The sequence below is a fragment of the Blastococcus sp. SYSU D00868 genome (assembly GCF_054050575.1).
This window is the reverse complement of record NZ_JBJGZO010000052.1, coordinates 1-18,739: the sequence shown is the minus strand read 5'-3', so window position 1 is coordinate 18,739 and position 18,739 is coordinate 1. Positions and strand designations below refer to the sequence as shown.

The window sequence follows — 18,739 nt, the reverse complement described above, 5'->3', positions numbered from 1 at the left end:
CCCCCCCCCCACCCCCCGCCCCCCCACGCCCGGGGCCCCCCCCCCCCCCCCCCCCCCCCCCCCCCCCCCCCCCCCCCCCCCCCCCCCCCGCGGCGCCGACGGCGCCAGGACCAGCGGGACGGCGACCAGCATGAGGACGCCGAGCGCGCCGGGCACCCAGAACAGCAGGTGCCAGTCGAGGTACTGCACGAGCAGGCCGGACAGCGGCAGGCCGGCGCCCGCCCCGATCGCCAGGGTGCCGCTCATCAGCGCGACGCCCAGGGGCACCCGGTCGGGCGGCAGCTCGTCGCGCATCGCGGCGATGCCCACCGGGATCAGCGCCATGCCCACGCCCTGCAGCGCCCGCGCGGCGAGCACCTGCGGCAGCGAGGCCGCCAGCCCGCCGATCACCGACCCGGTCACCATCAGCGCCAGGCAGACGACCACCATCCGCCGCTTGCCGACCGTGTCGGCGAACCGGCTGACCGTCGGGGTGGCGACCGCGCCGGCCAGCAGCGTCGTCGTCACCACCCAGGAGGCGTTGTCGCTGGAGGTGTCCAGCAGCTGGGGGAGCTCGGGCAGGACGGCGATGACGATGGTCTGCTGCAGGGCGGCGACGGTGCCGCACAGCGCGAGCACGGTGATGACCAGGCCCGTGGGGGCCCGGCGCGACGCGACCCGCGGGGGAGCGGTCGCGTCGGCGACGGCGGCTGGTCCGGGCATCGGTCTCCTCGTCGGGACCCGCAGGAGTAGATGCACCGTACAACCATCACGGGGGCGGCGGGGAGCCTCCCGGCGGTGGCGCCCGTCACGCCGTCCTCGACCTCCAGCTGAGGTCGAGGCCCTGCCTCAGCCGAGTCGGGCGAGCTGCTCCGGGTCGAGCCGCAGGTCGGCCGCGGCGGCGGAGTCGCGGATCGACGCCGGCCGGGAGGCGCCGGGGATGGGCAGGACGACGTCGGCCTGGGCCAGGTGCCAGGCCAGCGTCACCTGGTACACCGAGACGCCGAGCTCGCCGGCCACCTCGGCGAAGGCGGGCGCGGTGGCGTCGAGCGAGCCGGCCGCCGAGACCCCGCCGAAGGGGCTCCAGGGGAGGAAGGCCAGGCCGTGCGCGGCGCAGTGGGCGAGCTCGTCGGCGGAGAAGCGCCAGCCGGGGGAGAACTGGTTCTGCACGGCCACCAGGGCGTCGCCCAGCACGGAGCGGGCCACGTCGATCTGGGCGATGTCGGCGTTGGAGATCCCGACCGTCCGCACCAGGCCGGCGTCGTACAGCGACCGCAAGCCGCCCATCGTCTCCTCCCACGGCGTGTCCGGGTCGGGGCGGTGGAACTGGTACAGGTCGATCGCGTCGACGCCCAGCCGGCGCAGCGACGCCTCGCACGCCCGCCGCAGGTAGGCCGGCGTCCCGTCCAGGCCCCAGTCGGTGCCCTGCCGGGTGTGGCCGCCCTTGGTCGCCACGAACACGCCGTCGGTGCGGCCGCCGTAGGAGCGCAGCGCGCGGGCGACCAGTTCCTCGTTGTGGCCGAACTCCGACTCGTCGGCGGCGTACGCGTCGGCGGTGTCGATCAGCGTCACGCCCGCGTCGAGCGCGGCGTGCACGACCGCCTCCGCCTCCTCGGGCGAGGGCCGGCCGGACCTGGTCGACAGCGGCATGGCCCCCAGGCCGATCGCGCTGACGGGGACGCGGCCGACGGTGTCGTTGCCGATGGTGCGCTGCTGCACGGAGGACCTCCTCGTCGGGAAACGGGGGATGTCGTGCCCCGCGGGTAGCGTCGTCACCCGTGAGTTCGTTGTTCGACGAGCCGGCCGGGGCCGAGCCCGCCGCCGTCGACCCGGGGGCGCCGCTGGCCGTGCGGATGCGGCCGCGCTCGCTGGACGAGGTGGTCGGCCAGCAGCACCTGCTCGGCCCGCGCTCGCCGCTGCGCCGCCTCGTCGAGGCCGACGAGCCGATGTCGCTGGTCCTCTACGGCCCGCCGGGCACCGGCAAGACCACGCTCGCGCACGTCATCTCGCTGGCGACGAAGCGGCAGTTCGTGCAGTTGTCGGCGCTGGACTCCGGGGTCAAGGAGGTCCGGGCGGTCATCACCGCGGCCAAGCGGGAGCTCACCTACGCCGGCCGGCGCACCGTGCTGTTCATCGACGAGGTGCACCGGTTCTCCAAGACCCAGCAGGACTCGCTGCTGTCGGCGGTGGAGGACCGGATCGTCAGCCTGATCGCCGCCACCACCGAGAACCCGTTCTTCTCCGTGGTCAGCCCGCTGCTGTCGCGCAGCCTGGTGCTGGCCCTGCAGCCGCTCGCCGACGACGACGTCCGCGCCCTGCTGCACCGGGCGCTGACCAGCGACCGCGGGCTGGACGGCGCCGTGACGCTGAGCCCGGAGGCCGAGGAGCACCTGGTGCGCATCGCCGGCGGCGACGGCCGCAAGGCGCTGACCGCGCTGGAGTCCGGCGCCGGTGCGGCGGTCGCGGCCGGCGCGGCCGAGATCGACCTGCCCACGCTCGAGACCGCGGTGGCCCAGGCGGCGGTCCGCTACGACCGGCAGGGCGACCAGCACTACGACGTCGCCAGCGCGCTGATCAAGTCGATCCGCGGCAGCGACGTCGACGCGGCGCTGCACTACCTGGCCCGCATGGTGGAGGCGGGGGAGGACCCGCGGTTCATCGCCCGGCGGCTGGTGATCTCCGCCAGCGAGGACATCGGCATGGCCGACCCCACGGCGCTGCAGACGGCGGTGGCCGCGGCGCAGGCGGTGCAGCTCATCGGCATGCCCGAGGGCCACTTCCCGCTCGCGCACGCCGTCGTCCACCTGGCCACGGCGCCCAAGTCCAACGCGGTCACGGTGGCCATGGGGGAGTCGGTGGCCGACGTCCGGGCCGGGCTGGCCGGCCCCGTGCCGCCCGGGCTGCGCGACGCCCACTACGCCGGCGCCAAGAAGCTCGGGCACGGCGGCACCTACCGCTACCCGCACGACGCCCCCGACGGCATCGTCGCCCAGCAGTACCCGCCGGACGCGCTGGTCGGCCGCGACTACTACCGGCCCACCCAGCGGGGCGCGGAGGGGCCGATCGCGGCCCGCCTGCCGAAGCTGCGGGCCATCCTGCGGCGCACCCGCTGACCGCCCCGCCCCACTGGTCCCGGCAGCCGGATCGCCCCGCGGCCCGGCGACTACTGTGACCACGCCGGGACGCCCCGGCGCTGGCTTACCCGACGAACAGGAGACCGCGCGTGTCCGCAGGAGAGTGGGCCGGACTGATCGCAGCCCTCGCGCTGGTGCTGCTGGTCCTGCTGCTGGCCGTCCCGCTGCTCAAGCTGGGCCGCACGCTCGACGAGACGACGCTGACGATCCGGCAGGTCCGTGAGCAGAGCCGGCCGATCCTGGCGCAGGCGACCACCACGGTCACCCACGTCAACAGCAACCTCGAGCGGGTCGACGACATCACCGGCAACGCCGCGAACGTGTCGAGCAACGTCGCCGCCCTGACCAGCGTCGTGGCCGCCACCCTCGGCAGCCCGCTGATCAAGGTCGCGGCGTTCAGCTACGGCGTGCGCAGCGCCGCCCGCAAGCGCCGCGAGGGCGTCGCCATCGCCGAGGCGGCGCAGCGGGACAAGGAGGCGCGCCGCGCGCGCCGGGCCGCCCGGCGGGCCGCCTGATGCGCCGGCTGTTCTGGCTCGCCATGGGCGTGACCATCGGCGCCCTGGTGGTGCGCAAGCTGTCGGCGGCCGCCGAGAAGCTCACCCCGCAGGGCATCGCCGGCGCCCTGGTGGAGGGGCTGCGCGACCTCGCCGACGCCATCGGGGAGTTCGGCGCCGACGTCCGCGCGGCCGCCGCCGCGCGTGAGGACGAGCTGCGGTCGGGCACCGGCCTCGACGCGCCGCTGCCCGAGCGCACCGCCGTCGAGCTGCCCGGCCGGCACAGCGCACCCCCCGCCGACCGCTGACCCCGCGCCGGCCGCCGCACCGGGCGGCGCCCGCGCACCTGAGAACCCGAGTAGGACATGCAGACCGCCGAGATCCGCCGTCGTTTCCTGGAGCACTTCGCCGCCCGGGGCCACACCGTCGTCCCCAGCGCCCCGCTGGTCTCGCCGGACCCGTCGCTGCTGTTCACCGTCGCTGGCATGGTGCCCTTCATCCCGTACCTGACCGGCCGGGAGCCCGCGCCGTTCCCGCGGGCCACCAGCGTGCAGAAGTGCGTCCGGACCCTCGACATCGAGGAGGTCGGCAAGACCACCCGGCACGGCACGTTCTTCCAGATGAACGGCAACTTCTCCTTCGGCGACTACTTCAAGGACGGGGCGATCCAGTACGCCTGGGAGCTGGTCACCGGGCGGCTGGAGGACGGCGGGCTGGGCTTCGACCCGGAGAAGATCTGGGTGACCGTCTACCTGGACGACGACGAGGCCGCCGAGGCCTGGCACCGGATCGCGGGCCTGCCCAAGGAGCGCATCCAGCGCCTGGGCATGGAGGACAACTACTGGTCCACCGGCGCCCCCGGCCCGGCCGGCCCGTGCTCGGAGATCTACGTCGACCGCGGCCCGGAGTACGGCCCCGACGGCGGCCCGGCGGTCGACCGCGCCGGCGACCGGTTCCTGGAGATCTGGAACCTCGTCTTCATGCAGTACGAGCGGGGCGCCGGGGAGGGCAAGGACTTCCCGATCCTCGGCGAGCTGCCGAAGAAGAACATCGACACCGGCATGGGCATGGAGCGGGTCGCCTTCCTGCTCCAGGGCGTCGACAACATGTACGAGATCGACGAGGTCGCCCCGGTGCTGCGCCGGGCCGCCGACCTCGCCGGCGTCCGGTACGGCCAGGACCACGACGCCGACGTGCGGCTGCGGGTGGTCGCCGACCACGTGCGCAGCGGGCTGATGCTCATCGGCGACGGCGTCACCCCCGGCAACGAGGGCCGCGGCTACATCCTGCGCCGGCTGCTGCGCCGCGCCGTCCGGTCGATGAAGCTGCTCGGCGTCGACGAGGCCACGCTGCCCGAGCTGCTGCCGGTCTCCCGCGACGCGATGAGCGCCAGCTACCCCGAGCTGGCCACCGACTTCGCGCGCATCTCCTCGGTCGCCTACGCCGAGGAGGAGGCGTTCCGCCGCACCCTCACCTCCGGGACGGCGCTGTTCGACACCGCCGTCTCGCAGGCCAAGGCGGCGGGCGCGGCCACCCTCTCCGGCGAGCAGGCGTTCTCCCTGCACGACACCTACGGCTTCCCGATCGACGTCACCCTGGAGATGGCCGCCGAGCAGGGCGTGACCGTCGACGAGGCCGGCTTCCGCGCGCTCATGCAGCAGCAGCGCGACCGCGCCCGCGCCGACGCCCGCGCCAAGCGCACCGGCTCGGTCGACGTCCTGGCCTACCGCCGGCTGCTCGCCGAGCACGGGCCCACCGACTGGCAGGCCTACGAGACGCTGCGCACCGACTCCCGCGTGCTCGCCGTCGTCTCCGACCTGACCGACTCCGACGGCGCCGAGACCGTCGCCGGGCCCGGCGAGGTCACCCGCGTCGTGCTGGACCGGACGCCGTTCTACGCCGAGTCCGGCGGCCAGGTCGCCGACGCCGGCGCGCTCGTCTGGGACGGCGGCCGGGCCGAGGTGCTCGACGTGCAGCGGCCGGTCAAGGGCCTGGTCGCCCACCAGGTGCGGGTCCTCGAGGGCGAGCTGCGGGCGGGGGTCTCCCTCACCGCCGAGGTGGACCGCGAGTGGCGGCTGTCGGCCTGCCAGGCGCACTCGGGCACCCACGTGGTGCACGCCGCGCTGCGCCAGGTGCTCGGCCCGCAGGCCCTGCAGTCGGGCTCCTACAACCGGCCCGGCTACCTGCGGCTGGACTTCGCCTGGCAGGGCGCGCTCACCGGCCAGCAGCGGACCGACATCGAGGACGTCGCCAACGCCGCCGTCCGCGCCGACCACACCGTCACCGCCTCCTGGATGACCCTGCCCGAGGCGCAGGCGATCGGCGCGCTGGCGCTGTTCGGCGAGACCTACTCCGAGCAGGTCCGCGTCGTGGAGATCGGCGGCCCCTGGTCGCGCGAGCTCTGCGGTGGCACGCACGTGCGCGGCAGCGCCCAGATCGGCACCCTCGCCCTCACCGGCGAGTCCTCGGTCGGCTCCGGCTCCCGCCGCGTGGAGGCCGCCGTCGGCCTGGAGGGCTTCCGCTACCTGGCCCGCGAGCGCGACCTGGTCCGCCAGCTCGGGGAGCTGCTCAAGACCCCGGCCGACGGCCTGGTGGAGCGGATCGGCGGCATCCTCGCCCGGCAGCGCGAGACCGACCGGGAGCTGGCCGACCTGCGCGCGCAGCAGACCCTCGCCGCCGCCGCCACGCTGGCCGCCGGGGCGGGCGACGTCGCCGGCGTCGCCGTGGTCACCGGCTCCCCGGAGGGGCTGGCCGGCGGCGACCTGCGCACCCTCGCCCTGGACGTCCGCGGGCGGCTGGGCGAGCGCCCGGCGGTGGTCTTGCTCGCCTCGGAGTCCGCGGGCAAGGTGGCGCTGGTGGCGGCGCTCACGCCGGCCGCGCAGCAGCTCGGCCTCTCGGCCGGGGACCTGATCAAGAACGCCGCCCCGCTGGTGGGTGGGCGTGGCGGTGGCAAGGCCGACGTCGCCCAGGGGGGCGGCACCGACCCGGGCGGCATCCCCGCGGCCCTGGCGGCCGGCGAGCAGGCGGTCCAGACCGCCGTCCGGAGGTGAGCTGAGATGCCCGAGCAGCGCTGGGACCCCGAGGAGACCGGCCCCGTCGGCGAGCGGCGCGTGCAGCGCCCCGCCGTCCCGCCGTCCCGACCGCGGCCCACCCCGCCGCCGGCCGAGCCGCCGGTCCCCAACGCGACGACCGAGATCGACCTGCGGCAGGGCTTCCCGCCGGTGCGCAACGAGACCACCGAGATCGACCTGTCCCGCGGGCTGCCCGCCGGGCTGCCGATCCCGCCGCGGCGCTCGCGGCAGGGCCGGCGGCTGGGCCTCGACGTCGGGACGGTGCGGGTCGGGGTCGCCCTGTCCGACCCGACGGGCACGCTCGCCAGCCCGCTGGAGACCGTCGCGCGGGCCCGCGACGAGTCCGATCTGGACCGGATCGCGGCGCTCGTCGTGGAACACGAGGTGACAGAGGTGATCGTGGGGGAGCCGCGACACCTCTCGGGAGCGTCGGGCGCCTCGGCGCGCGAGGCGCGTGCCTACTCTCGGGCACTGGCCGGGCGCATCGGAGACGTGCCCGTGCACCTCGTCGACGAAAGGCTCTCCACCGTGAGCGCAGCCGGTTCCCTCCGGGCGAGCGGGCTCGACAGCCGCCAGCAGCGCCCCGTGATCGACCAGGCCGCCGCCGTGGTCATCCTCCAGGCCTATCTCGACGCACAGCGGGGACGCTCGTGAGTTCGCCGACCCCGCCCGGTGAGCGGGGTCGCCACGCCCGGCCGGCCGGCGCCGGGCAGTCGCTGAGCGCCTGGGCGGCCGGCCTCCCGCGGCAGCAGGCACCGGTGCGCCCGGACCCGGTGACCGGCATCGCCCCGACCCCCGCGGCCCCGCCGCGGCGCCGCGCCGGGGTCATCGACCGCGAGCACGCGCCGGACTTCCCGATCGCGGACTACGCCCGCGAGCCCGATGCCCGCCACCCCGACGCGCGCCACCCCGCCGCCCGCCACTCCTCACCGGACGACGACCGCACCGGCCGGATCCCCGGCATGGGCGGCGACCCGCAGACCCCCGAGACCCCGGCGGGCGGCGGGCAGCACCCCAGCGCCCCGCTCCCGCCAATGCCGACCGGCACCTGGTCGCGGCTGCAGCGCCGCACCGACGTCCCGCCGGACGACGAGGCGACCGTCGCGCACCCCGCCGTCGGCGGGCCGGTGCCCCCGCCGCCGTCGGCGGCCGGGGACGATCCCGGGCCCGGCGGCGTCTCCGCCCCCCACGCCGAGCCCTCCGCCGACCCGCACGACGACGACTCCACCGGCGGCCTCGAGATGCTGGCCGACGACGAGCACCACGACGACCACCTCGACGTCGACCACGACGACGAGGACGCCACCCCCCGCCGCCGGCGCAAGCGCGGCCCGGTGACGCTCGTCCTGTCCTTCCTCGTCCTGGCCGGGCTCGTGGCCGGCATCGTCTTCGGCGGCAAGGCCCTCATCGGCCTGATCAACCCGGCCGACGAGGACTACACCGGCCAGGGCACCGGCAGCGTCCAGGTCCGCGTCGAGGACGGCGCCACGCTCAGCGACATCGGCCGCGCCCTCGTCGAGGCCGACGTCATCGCCTCGGTCGGGCCGTTCGTCACCGCCGCCGAGGCGACCCCGGCCGCCATGGGCATCCAGCCCGGCGTCTACGGCATGCGCTCGCAGATGAGCGGCCAGGCCGCCCTGGACCTGCTGCTCGACCCGGCCAGCCGGCTGTTCTCCCGCGTCACCATCCCCGAGGGCTACACGGTGCAGCGGGTGCTGGAGCGGCTGGCCGAGGAGACCGACACGCCGATCGAGGAGCTGACCCGCGTGGCCGCGAACCCGGCCGCGCTGGGGCTGCCGGCCTACGCCAACGGGCTGCTCGAGGGCTGGCTGTTCCCGGCCACCTACGACTTCGAGCCCGAGATGACGCCGGAGCAGATGCTCGGCCAGATGGTCACCCGCACCGTGCAGACCCTGGACTCCCTCGGCGTGCCCGAGGAGCAGCGGCTGACCCTGCTGACCAAGGCCAGCCTGGTGCAGGCCGAGGCGGCGCTGCCGGAGGACATGGGCATGGTCGCCCAGGTGCTGGAGAACCGGCTGGCGGTCGGCATGCCGCTGCAGCTGGACAGCACGGTCAACTACGCCACCGGCAACTCCGGCGTCACCACCACGGCGGCGGACCGGGCCAACCCCTCGCCGTACAACACCTACTTCCACGCCGGCCTCCCGCCGGGCGCGATCGGCAACCCGGGCGAGGACGCGCTCAACGCCGTCCTCACCCCGACGCCGGGGCCGTGGATCTACTTCGTCACGGTCAACCCCGACACCGGGGAGACCCGGTTCGCGGTGACCGGCGAGGAGCACGCCGCGAACGTGGCGCTGTTCCAGCAGTGGCTGCGGGAGAACCCGGACTGATGCGGGCGGCCGTCCTCGGCCGACCGGTGACGCACTCGCTCTCCCCGCTGCTGCACCGGTCGGCCTACGCCGCGCTGGGGCTGTCCGACTGGACGTACGACGCCCTGGACGTCGGCGCCGAGGAGCTGCCCGACCTCATCGCCGGCCTCGGGCCGGAGTGGCGCGGCTTCTCGGTGACCATGCCCTGCAAGCAGGCCGCGGTGCGCGCCGCCGACGTCGTGGAGCCGCTGCCGGCGCTGCTGGGCGCCGCCAACACGCTGGTGCGCACCGACGACGGCGGCTGGCGGGCGGAGAACACCGACGTCGCCGGCGTCGGCACCGCGCTGCAGCTGGGCCTGTCGCTCGACGCCGACGGCCGGGTGCCGCACGCGGCGATCCTCGGCGCCGGCGGGACGGCGGTCGCGGCGGCGGTGGCGCTGGCGTCGCTGGGCGCCGAGCAGGTCGACGTCGTCGTCCGCGAGCCCGCCCGGGCCGGCGAGGTGACCCGCGTGCTGGAGACCCTGGGGGTCGCCGCCACCGTGCACCGGCTGGCCGGGGCGGCCGTCGCCGCGCCGGTCGCCGTCAGCACGGTGCCCATCGACGGCCAGCCGGGCCTGCTCGACCTCGGCTGGCGCGCCGGGCAGACGGTGCTGGACGTGCTGTACGCGCCGTGGCCCACCCCGCTGGCCGGCGCGGTCACCGCCGCCGGCGGCACCGTGGTCAGCGGCCTCGAGGTGCTGTTCTGGCAGGCCACCGCGCAGGTCGAGCTCATGACCGGGTTGCCGGCGCCCCTGGAGGAGATGCGCCGGGCGCTCGAGGGCCGCCCGGGAGCCGGCAGCTGACCGGCTCCCTCGGCGAGGGGCTGGGCATCGGCGGCGTCGCGCTCGAGCCCGCGGCGGCCGCCGCCGTCGCCTGCGTGTGCGCGCTCGCCGTCGGGCCGTGGCTGGCCCGCCGCGGCGTCCGGCTGGCCCGCGGCGACGAGTCCGCCCGGCCCGCGCCGGCCGCGGTCCTCGCCACCACCGTCGCCTTCGGCGCGCTGGTGGCGGGCGTGCTGCTGCTGACCGGCGTCCGCCCCGCGGCCGTGGCCCTGGCCTGGGCGGCCGGTGCCGGGCTGGTGCTGGCCACCGTCGACCTGGCCGTGCACCGGCTGCCCGACCGGGTGCTGCTGCCGACGGCGGTCGCCTGCGCCACGGCGCTGCTGGTCGACGCCGCCGCCACCGGCAGCTGGCCCGCGCTCGGCCGGGCGGTGCTGGCCGGCGGGGCCGCCTTCGCGGTCGCGGCCCTCGCCGGCGCGCTGTCCGCCGGCGGGCTCGGCTTCGGCGACGTCAAGCTGCTCGGCCTGCTCGGGCTGCTGCTCGGCTGGGCCGGCTGGGGCGTGCTGCTCGCCGGCGTCTTCCTCGGGCTGCTGGTCGGGGCCGGCGGCTCGCTGCTGCTGGTGGCCACCCGCCGCGCCGGCTGGCGCACCGCCGTCCCGTTCGGGCCGCCGCTGCTGGCCGGCGCCGTCCTCGCCCTGGCGCTCGACGCCCCCGCGCTGCTCCTCTGAACGGGAGCCGTGCCCCCGGCTGGCAGAATCCCGGGCATGTTGCGCTGGCTGACCGCCGGTGAGTCGCACGGCCCTCAGCTCACCGCCATCCTCGAGGGGCTCCCCGCCGGCGTCGCCGTCCAGACCTCCGACCTCGACGCCGACCTCGCCCGCCGCCGCCTCGGCCACGGCCGGGGCGCCCGGATGTCGTTCGAGCAGGACGTCGTCTCCCTGACCGGCGGCGTCCGGCACGGCCGCACCCAGGGCGGGCCGATCGCCGTGCAGGTGGGCAACACCGAGTGGCCGAAGTGGCAGACGGTCATGGCCGCCGACCCGGTCGACCCGGAGGTGCTGGCCGGCCAGGCGCGCAACGCCCCGCTGACCCGCCCCCGCCCGGGCCACGCCGACCTGCCCGGCATGCAGAAGTACGGCTTCGACGACGCCCGCCCGGTGCTCGAGCGGGCCAGCGCGCGGGAGACCGCCGCGCGGGTGGCGCTCGGCGCCGTCGCCAGGGCGTTCCTGCGCCAGGCCCTCGACGTCGAGGTGGTCAGCCACGTCGTGGCCATCGGCCCGGTGCTCGCCCCCGAGGGCGTCGTCCCCGGGCCGGGCGACAACCCGCGCATCGACGAGGACCCGGTGCGCTGCGCCGACCCCGCCACGAGCGCCGCGATGACCGCCGAGATCGACGACGTCCGGAAGAACGGCGACACCCTCGGCGGGGTCATCGAGGTCGTCGTCCACGGCCTGCCGCCGGGGCTGGGCAGCCACGTGCACTGGGACCGCCGGCTGGACTCCCGGCTGGCCGGCGCGCTGATGGGCGTGCAGTCGGTCAAGGCCGTCGAGGTCGGCGACGGGCTGGAGACCGCCCGCCGCCGCGGCTCGGTGGCCCACGACGAGATCGTGCTGGCCGACGGCCGGGTGCAGCGGCTGTCCGACCGGGCCGGCGGCATCGAGGGCGGCATGACCAACGGCGAGGTGCTGCGGGTGCGCGCGGCGATGAAGCCGATCTCCACCGTGCCCCGGGCGCTGGCCACCGTCGACGTCGCCACCCGCGAGCCCGCCGTCGCGATCAACCAGCGCAGCGACGCCTGCGCCGTGCCCCGCGGCTCCGTGGTGATGGAGGCGATGGTCGCCCTCGTGCTCGCCGACGCGGTGCTGGAGAAGTTTGGCGGCGACTCGCTGCCCGAGACCCGCCGCAACGCCCGGGCCTACCTCGACGCGCTGCCGTTGCGGTGAGCGGTCCCGCGCTGGTCCTGGTCGGGCCGCCCACCTCCGGCAAGACGACGGTCGGCCGGGCGGTCGCGGCCGCCCGCGGCCTGGCGTTCCGCGACACGGACGCCGACGTCGAGGCCGCCACCGGCAGCCGGGTCGCCGACATCTTCGTCGACGCCGGCGAGGCGCACTTCCGCGATCTCGAGGAGGCCGCCGTCGCCCGCGCGCTGGCCGAGCACCACGGCGTCCTCGCCCTCGGCGGCGGCGCGGTGCTCTCCGACGCCACCCGCGCGCTGCTGGTCGCCCACGGCCGGGCCGGCGGCGTCGTCGTCTGGCTGGACGTCGACCTGGCCACCGCCGCCCGGCGGGCGGGGTTCAACCGGGACCGCCCGCTGCTGGCGCTGAACCCGCGGGCGGTGCTGCGCACCCTGCTGGAGGCCCGCGCCCCGCTCTACGCCGAGGTCGCGACCGCGACCGTGCACACGGGCGACCGCCCGTCCGAGGAGGTCGTCGCCGAGGTGCTCGCCCTGTTGCCGACGGAGGTCGCCCCGTGAGGCGGGTGACCGTCCCCGGCGAGAAGCCCTACGAGGTCGTCATCGGCCCCGGCGCGCAGACCGAGCTGGCCCTGGTGCTGGCCGGGACCCCGCGCGCCGCGGTGGTGCACGCCCCGCCGCTGGCCGCGCTGGCCGGCGCGGCGGTGGAGACCCTGCAGACCGCCGGGGTCGCCGCCGAGGCCGTCGTCGTCCCGGACGGCGAGGCCGCCAAGACCGCCGAGGTCGCGGCCGGCGCCTGGGAGGAGTTCGGCCGGCTCGGGCTGACCCGCAGCGACGCCGTCGTCGGGGTCGGCGGGGGAGCGGTCACCGACCTCGCCGGGTTCCTCGCCGCCACCTGGGTCCGCGGCGTGCGGGTGGTGCACCTGCCGACCAGCCTGCTCGGCATGGTCGACGCCGCGGTCGGCGGCAAGACCGGCATCAACACCGGCGCGGGCAAGAACCTGGTCGGCGCGTTCCACCCGCCGGCCGGGGTGCTCGCCGACACCGACGTCCTCGCCGGGCTGCCCGAGGCCGAGTTCCGCTCCGGCCTGGCCGAGGTGGTCAAGTGCGGCTTCATCGCCGACGGCCGCGTCCTCGAGCTGCTCGAGGCCGACCCCACCGGCCGGCGCGACACCGCGGAGCTGATCGAGCGCGCCGTGCAGGTGAAGGCCGACGCGGTCGGGGAGGACCTGTTCGACACCGGCCGCCGGGAGTTCCTCAACTACGGCCACACCCTGGCCCACGCCATCGAGCGGGTGGAGGACTTCGGGTGGCGGCACGGCGAGGCCGTCGCCGTCGGGCTCGTCTTCGCCGCCGAGCTCGGCGGGCAGGCCGGCCTGCTGTCCCGCGCCGAGGTCGACCGGCACCGCTCCCTGGTCGAGGCGATGGGCCTGCCCACCCGCTACGCCGGCGACTGGGCGACGCTGCAGGGCGTCATGCGGATCGACAAGAAGGCCCGCGGGGCGACGCTGCGCTTCGTCGTCCTGGACGGCATGGGCCACCCGCGGATCCTGACCGACCCCGACCAGGCGTGGCTGGACGCGGCGTGGGCCGCCGTCGCCGGCTGACCCCGACCCCCGACCCGACGGAGACGACGTGACCATCCAGGTGCTGAACGGCGCCAACCTCGGGCGGCTCGGCACCCGCGAGCCCGCGGTGTACGGGACGACGACGCACGACCAGCTCGTCGAGCTCCTCGAGGCCGCCGGTGCCCAGCTCGGCCTGCACGTGCGGGTGCGGCAGACCGACGACGAGGGCGAGCTGCTGCGCTGGGTGCACGAGGCCACCGACGCCGGCGACCCGATCGTGGTCAACCCCGGCGGCTGGACGCACACCTCGGTCGTGCTGCGCGACGCGCTGGCGGCGACCACCGCCCCGGTGGTGGAGGTGCACATCAGCAACGTGCACGCCCGCGAGGAGTTCCGCCGGCACTCCTACGTCTCGCCGGTCGCCTCCGGGGTGATCGCCGGGCTCGGCGTCGACGGCTACGTGCTGGCGCTGCGCTGGCTGGCCGCCCGGGACGCCCGGTGAGGCGACAGCGAGTGAGCATCGCAGCGAGCTCTGCGAGCGAGGAGCGGAGCGAGCGCGGAGCCGAACGGAGGGCGTCGTGAACACGGCCGGACGCCGCGAGCGGTTGCGGGCCGTCGCCGCCGAGCGGGGGCTGGACGCCGTCCTGGTGACCGACCTGCTCAACGTCCGGTACCTCACCGGGTTCACCGGCTCCAACGGGGTGCTGCTGCTGCGCACCGTGCCCTCGTCCGCGCATCCCGACCTGTTCGGCACCGACGGCCGCTACACCACCCAGGCCGCGACCCAGGTGCCCGACCTCGAGGTCCTCGTCGACCGGGGCACCGTCGCGGCGCTGGCCCGCGCGGCGGTGCGCGGCGGGGCCGGCCGGATCGGCTTCGAGAGCCACGTCGTCACCGTCGACGGCCTCGCCGGCATCGAGCGGGTGCTCGCCGACGCCGCCCGCGGCGGGACCGTGCCGGAGCTGGCCGGCGTGCGACGGGCCGTCGAGGAGCTGCGCGCGGTCAAGGACGACGACGAGGTCGCCGCGCTGCGGCGCGCGTGCGCGGTCGCCGACGCGGCGCTGGCCGAGCTGGCGTCCGAGGGCGCGCTGCGGCCCGGCCGCACCGAGCTGCAGGTCGGCCGGGAGCTCGACGCCCGGATGCTGCACCTGGGCGCGGAGGCGCCGTCGTTCGAGACGATCGTCGCCGCCGGCGCCAACTCCGCGATCCCGCACCACCGGCCCGACACGACGGTGCTGCGCGAGGGCGACTTCCTCAAGATCGACTTCGGCGCGACCGTCGACGGCTACCACTCCGACATGACCCGCACGCTCGTCCTCGGGCACGCGGCGGACTGGCAGCGCGAGGTCTACGAGCTGGTGGCCGCCGCCCAGGCCGCCGGCCGCGCCGCGCTGGCGGTCGGCGCGGACGTCGTCGCGGTCGACGCGGCCGCGCGGGACGTCATCGCCGCGGCCGGCCACGCCGAGCACTTCGGCCACGGGCTGGGGCACGGCGTCGGGCTGGAGATCCACGAGGCGCCGGGCATCGGCCCGCTGGGCGCGGGTAGTCTGGCCGCCGGCATGGCCGTCACCGTGGAGCCGGGGGTCTACCTGCCCGGCCACGGCGGTGTCCGGATCGAGGACACCCTGATCGTCACGGACGACGAGCCCGAGTTGTTGACCCTCACGAGCAAGGAACTGCTGGTCATCTGATGGCTACCACCAACGACCTCAAGAACGGCATGGTCCTCAACCTCGACGGCCAGCTCTGGTCCGTCACCGAGTTCCAGCACGTCAAGCCCGGCAAGGGCGGCGCCTTCGTGCGCACGACGCTGAAGAACGTGCTCTCGGGCAAGGTCGTGGACAAGACCTTCAACGCCGGCACCAAGGTCGAGACCGCCAACGTCGACAAGCGGAACATGACCTACCTGTACAAGGACGGCGCCGACTTCGTCTTCATGGACGGCGACACCTACGACCAGATCCACGTGCCGGACGCCACGGTCGGCGGCGGCGCGGACTACCTGCTGGAGAACACCGAGGTCGTCGTCGCGGTGCACGACGGCACCCCGCTGTACGTCGAGCTGCCGGTGACCATGGAGCTCGTCGTCCAGCACACCGACCCGGGCCTGCAGGGCGACCGCTCCACCGGCGGCACGAAGCCCGCCACCCTGGAGACCGGCGCGCAGATCCAGGTGCCGCTGTTCGTCAACACCGGCGACAAGCTCAAGGTCGACACCCGCGACGGCCGGTACCTCGGCCGCGCCAACTGAGCGCCTCGACCCGAGCGACGACCCGACCCCGCATGGCTGCCCGAAGCAAGGCCCGCAAACGTGCCGTCGACGTCCTCTACGAGGCCGACCTCCGCGGCTCCGACCCGCTGGCCGTGCTGCGCGACCGCATCGCCGAGGGCCAGCCGCCGGTGGCCGAGCACACCGTGCGGCTGGTCGAGGGCGTGGCAGAGCACACCGCGCGCATCGACGGGCTGATCGACACCCACGCGCGGGGCTGGTCGCTGCAGCGGCTCCCCGACGTCGACCGGGCCATCCTGCGGATGGCGACCTACGAGCTGCTGTGGGCCGACGACGTCCCCGACCCCGTCGTCATCGACGAGGCCGTCGAGCTCGCCCGGACCCTGTCGACCGACGAGTCGCCGGCCTTCGTCAACGGGGTCCTCGGGGCGATCCTGGACGCCGAGGTCCCCGCCGGCTGACGGGGCCGGCACCTCCGGCCGGGCAACCCTGGCCGGGCCCCGGTTTTGGGGGGTCCCGCGCCCCCGTCCGGAGGGATCCGCGCTGGTCGCGGCGCCAGCAACCTGGGGGACGGAGATCCCGACGCCGGCCCGCGCCGGCCGGGACCCGGCCGGGCAGGGGCCCGGTCACCGGAGCCCGAGGGAGCCCGTCGCCGTGACGCGCCAGCCGCAGCAGACCCGTCCCCGTCGCCGGCGATGGGGGGTGACGGTGGCCGCCAGCGCGGTGGCGCTGCTCGCGCCCGCGCTCGTCGGCACCGCGCCGGCCTCGGCCACGCCCACCGGCCCGGGCGTCGGGCTGAACAAGAACATCACCGTCTTCCACAACCTCGACTTCGTCGGCGTCTTCGGCTACGGCTCGCCCGGCTCGACCATCCGGGTCGAGGTGATCCGCGCCGGCGTCGTCATCGGCGTCGCGCAGGGCCCCGCCTGGTCGACCCCCGAGGGCGTCGGTCTGGAGGTCAACCACGGCCTCGAGACCGGGACGCCGCTGCCCGGGGACTGCTGGGCCGGTGGCGTTCCGGACATCCGGCCCGGCGACCGCGTCGTGGTGACGGCGGGGACCCTCCGCAACGAGGTCACCGTCGACGACATCCGGTTCACGGGGCCCCCGGAGGCCGACCCGGTGACCTCGGACGTCCTCGTCCACGGGATCGCCAAGCGGGCCGACGGGACCGTCATCCCCCCGTCCGCGCTGGACTCCGGCGAGTTCCGCAACGAGAGCGGCAAGTACCGGGCCACCCCGGACGTGATCGAGGCGACGCCCGGCGTCGACGGCGGGTTCACCATGCGCTACCGCGCGCCCTACACCGGCTTCCGCAACAGCGACGGGCTCACCGAGGCGCAGCGCCGGCAGGCGCTGCTCACCGAGGACGGGCACGCGGCCGGCTTCGGGCACGTCGAGCCGCTGCCCCGCGAGACCATGCTGGTCGACGGCATCGCCGACGTGACCGGCCCCGCGCCGGGCTGCGAGAACTTCCAGCAGGACCTCCTGCCGCCGCGGGTGGCCACCCAGACCCCGGCGCCGGACACCCGCGACGTCGGCCGCGCCACCAACGTCACCCTCGGCCTGACCGAGACCGTGACCGGGCTGAGCGCCCAGACCTTCACCCTCACCGCGAGCGACGGCCAGGCGGTGCCCGCCCAGGTCTCCTACAACCGCACCACCGGTGCGGCGACCCTCAACCCCTTCCCGGGCACCACCGAGACCCTGCGGAGCGGCACCCGCTACACCGCCACGGTCGACGGCGCGGTGACCGACGCCGCGGGGAACGCCCTGCAGCGCACGTCGTGGTCGTTCACGACCGCCGGCGAGGGGCCGGACAACGACCGGACCGCCCCGACGGTCACCAGCAGGACCCCCGGCGCCGCCGCGACCGGGGTCGGCACGGCGGCCAACGTGCTGATCGGGTTCAGCGAGGCGATGGCCCGGCCCGGCGCGGACGCGGTGTACCTGCAGACGGCCGACGGCGTGCGGGTGCCGGCCGCGGTCGCCTACAACGCGACCACCAACACGGTGATCGTGAACCCGACCGACTCCCTCGCCGCCGGCACCGGCTACGACGTGGTGCTCACGGCGGGGGTGACCGACGTGGCGGGGAACCCGGTGCAGGCCGAGACCTGGCGGTTCACGACCGCGGGTGCGCCCGCGCCGACCGGTGACACGGTCGCGCCCACGGTGGTCTCCCGGTCGCCGGCATCGGGGGCGACCGCGGTCGGGACGACGGCCAACGTGCTCATCGGGTTCAGCGAGGCGATGGCCCGGCCCAGCGCCGAGGCGGTGTACGTGCAGACGACCGCGGGGGTGCGGGTCCCGGCCGCGGTGAGCTGGAACGCGACCACGAACACGGTGATCGTCAACCCGACCGACTCCCTGGCCGAGGGGACCGCCTACCAGGTGGTGCTGACCGCGGGCGTCACGGACGTGGCCGGCAACCCGGTGCAGGCCGAGACCTGGCAGTTCGCCACCCGCAGCGCCGCGCCGACCGGTGACACGGTCGCGCCCACGGTGGTCTCCCGGTCGCCGGCATCGGGGGCGACCGCGGTCGGGACGACGGCCAACGTGCTCATCGGGTTCAGCGAGGCGATGGCCCGGCCGAGCGCCGAGGCGGTGTACGTGCAGACGACCGCGGGGGTGCGGGTGCCGGCCGCGGTGAGCTGGAACGCCACCACGAACACGGTGATCGTCAACCCGACCGACTCCCTGGCCGGGGGGACCGCCTACCAGGTGGTGCTGACGGCGGGGGTGACCGACGTGGCCGGCAACCCGGTGCAGGCCGAGACCTGGCAGTTCACCACCCGGTCCGCCTGAGCGCGACGCACGAGGGGCCCGGCCGGGCCCCTCGTCCGTCGGAGGCCCACTCCGCCCGCCGGAGTGGGCCGTGCGGGCTCAGCGGTCGGTGCGGGGTGCCGCGGCGGCGAGCATCGCGGCCATGCGGGCGCTGGACTGCCGGCGCTGCACCCGGCGCAGCGCGGCGCGGCGGGAGGCGGCGAGCAGGAGGTCGCGGTCCTGGGCGGGCGGCGTGGCGACGGGCACGGGGGAGCTCCTCGGTCTGGGCTCGGCTGCTGATCGGCTGACGTCCCGGACGCTAGGGGCGGCCGCTGACACTTCCCTTGCAGCCGGCTTGCGGTGACCTGGGCGCCTCGTCCCCGCACCGGCCCGGGACGCGACGAGGCCCGGCCCCGCGGGTGCGGGACCGGGCCTCG

At 76.1% G+C, this 18,739-nt stretch carries 19 protein-coding genes; 16 read left to right on the top strand and 3 right to left on the bottom strand.

Annotated elements, in window-relative coordinates; translation table 11 throughout:
- Nucleotides 1–702: MFS transporter (locus ACI79F_RS24135; protein ID WP_456578960.1), on the bottom strand; the 702-nt coding region annotated here is incomplete at its 3' end.
- A gap of 126 nt (nt 703–828) precedes the next feature.
- The gene (locus ACI79F_RS24130) at nt 829–1,698 is read right to left on the bottom strand and encodes an aldo/keto reductase (RefSeq protein ID WP_456546663.1); all 870 of its coding nucleotides are present in this window, start codon (nt 1,696–1,698) and stop codon (nt 829–831) included.
- Nucleotides 1,699–1,757: 59 nt separating this feature from the next.
- On the opposite strand from ACI79F_RS24130, the gene ACI79F_RS24125 reads away from it, so the two are divergent.
- From ACI79F_RS24125 to ACI79F_RS24050, 16 genes are all read left to right on the top strand, one after another.
- Nucleotides 1,758–3,092, top strand: coding sequence for a replication-associated recombination protein A (locus ACI79F_RS24125; protein WP_456546664.1), 1,335 nt, complete (start codon nt 1,758–1,760; stop codon nt 3,090–3,092).
- A gap of 110 nt (nt 3,093–3,202) precedes the next feature.
- The gene (locus ACI79F_RS24120) at nt 3,203–3,628 is read left to right on the top strand and encodes a DUF948 domain-containing protein (protein ID WP_456546665.1); all 426 of its coding nucleotides are present in this window, start codon (nt 3,203–3,205) and stop codon (nt 3,626–3,628) included.
- Complete coding sequence (locus ACI79F_RS24115) at nt 3,628–3,915, top strand: hypothetical protein (RefSeq protein WP_456546666.1); 288 nt, start codon at nt 3,628–3,630, stop codon at nt 3,913–3,915. Before ACI79F_RS24120 ends, ACI79F_RS24115 begins: the two co-directional genes overlap by 1 nt.
- A 57-nt stretch (nt 3,916–3,972) precedes the next feature.
- Nucleotides 3,973–6,657 (top strand): alanine--tRNA ligase, encoded by a 2,685-nt coding sequence (alaS, locus tag ACI79F_RS24110; protein ID WP_456546667.1) that lies wholly within the window; start codon nt 3,973–3,975, stop codon nt 6,655–6,657.
- A 6-nt stretch (nt 6,658–6,663) separates the two neighbouring features.
- A complete protein-coding gene (ruvX, locus tag ACI79F_RS24105; RefSeq protein WP_456546668.1) occupies nt 6,664–7,332 on the top strand; it encodes a Holliday junction resolvase RuvX in 669 nt (222 codons plus the stop codon).
- Nucleotides 7,329–9,032, top strand: a complete 1,704-nt coding sequence (gene mltG, locus ACI79F_RS24100) for an endolytic transglycosylase MltG (protein ID WP_456546669.1) — start codon at nt 7,329–7,331, stop codon at nt 9,030–9,032. Before ruvX ends, mltG begins: the two co-directional genes overlap by 4 nt.
- A complete protein-coding gene (locus ACI79F_RS24095) occupies nt 9,032–9,853 on the top strand; it encodes a shikimate dehydrogenase (RefSeq protein ID WP_456546670.1) in 822 nt (273 codons plus the stop codon). Before mltG ends, ACI79F_RS24095 begins: the two co-directional genes overlap by 1 nt.
- A 74-nt stretch (nt 9,854–9,927) precedes the next feature.
- A complete protein-coding gene (locus ACI79F_RS24090) occupies nt 9,928–10,554 on the top strand; it encodes a prepilin peptidase (protein WP_456546671.1) in 627 nt (208 codons plus the stop codon).
- 36 nt (nt 10,555–10,590) lie between these two features.
- A complete protein-coding gene (gene aroC / locus ACI79F_RS24085) occupies nt 10,591–11,769 on the top strand; it encodes a chorismate synthase (RefSeq protein ID WP_456546672.1) in 1,179 nt (392 codons plus the stop codon).
- Nucleotides 11,766–12,299, top strand: a complete 534-nt coding sequence (locus ACI79F_RS24080; RefSeq protein ID WP_456546673.1) for a shikimate kinase — start codon at nt 11,766–11,768, stop codon at nt 12,297–12,299. Before aroC ends, ACI79F_RS24080 begins: the two co-directional genes overlap by 4 nt.
- Nucleotides 12,296–13,345: a 3-dehydroquinate synthase gene (aroB, locus tag ACI79F_RS24075; protein WP_456546674.1), complete on the top strand. Its 1,050-nt coding sequence runs from the start codon at nt 12,296–12,298 to the stop codon at nt 13,343–13,345. The genes ACI79F_RS24080 and aroB overlap by 4 nt, the downstream gene beginning before the upstream one ends.
- A gap of 28 nt (nt 13,346–13,373) precedes the next feature.
- Entirely contained in the window at nt 13,374–13,808 is a 435-nt protein-coding gene (gene aroQ, locus ACI79F_RS24070) for a type II 3-dehydroquinate dehydratase (protein ID WP_456546675.1), read from the top strand.
- Between the two features lie 76 nt (nt 13,809–13,884).
- The gene (locus ACI79F_RS24065) at nt 13,885–14,997 is read left to right on the top strand and encodes a M24 family metallopeptidase (protein ID WP_456546676.1); all 1,113 of its coding nucleotides are present in this window, start codon (nt 13,885–13,887) and stop codon (nt 14,995–14,997) included.
- Nucleotides 14,997–15,557, top strand: coding sequence for an elongation factor P (efp, locus tag ACI79F_RS24060; RefSeq protein WP_456546677.1), 561 nt, complete (start codon nt 14,997–14,999; stop codon nt 15,555–15,557). The genes ACI79F_RS24065 and efp overlap by 1 nt, the downstream gene beginning before the upstream one ends.
- A 32-nt stretch (nt 15,558–15,589) precedes the next feature.
- Nucleotides 15,590–15,997 (top strand): transcription antitermination factor NusB, encoded by a 408-nt coding sequence (nusB, locus tag ACI79F_RS24055; RefSeq protein WP_456546678.1) that lies wholly within the window; start codon nt 15,590–15,592, stop codon nt 15,995–15,997.
- Nucleotides 15,998–16,244: 247 nt separating this feature from the next.
- On the top strand, nt 16,245–18,344 hold the full coding sequence (locus tag ACI79F_RS24050) for an Ig-like domain-containing protein (RefSeq protein WP_456546679.1): 2,100 nt from the start codon (nt 16,245–16,247) through the stop codon (nt 18,342–18,344).
- 78 nt (nt 18,345–18,422) lie between these two features.
- Here ACI79F_RS24050 and ACI79F_RS24045 read toward each other — a convergent pair whose 3' ends face one another.
- Nucleotides 18,423–18,569: a hypothetical protein gene (locus ACI79F_RS24045; RefSeq protein WP_456546680.1), complete on the bottom strand. Its 147-nt coding sequence runs from the start codon at nt 18,567–18,569 to the stop codon at nt 18,423–18,425.
- Nucleotides 18,570–18,739 lie beyond the last annotated feature (170 nt).

Coding starts and splice junctions, on each gene's coding strand:
- ACI79F_RS24115 (WP_456546666.1), top strand. CDS start 3,628: ATGCGCCGGCTGTTCTGGCTCGCCATGGGCGTGACCATCGGCGCCCTG.
- efp (WP_456546677.1), top strand. CDS start 14,997: ATGGCTACCACCAACGACCTCAAGAACGGCATGGTCCTCAACCTCGAC.
- aroC (WP_456546672.1), top strand. CDS start 10,591: ATGTTGCGCTGGCTGACCGCCGGTGAGTCGCACGGCCCTCAGCTCACC.
- ruvX (WP_456546668.1), top strand. CDS start 6,664: ATGCCCGAGCAGCGCTGGGACCCCGAGGAGACCGGCCCCGTCGGCGAG.
- nusB (WP_456546678.1), top strand. CDS start 15,590: ATGGCTGCCCGAAGCAAGGCCCGCAAACGTGCCGTCGACGTCCTCTAC.
- ACI79F_RS24095 (WP_456546670.1), top strand. CDS start 9,032: ATGCGGGCGGCCGTCCTCGGCCGACCGGTGACGCACTCGCTCTCCCCG.
- alaS (WP_456546667.1), top strand. CDS start 3,973: ATGCAGACCGCCGAGATCCGCCGTCGTTTCCTGGAGCACTTCGCCGCC.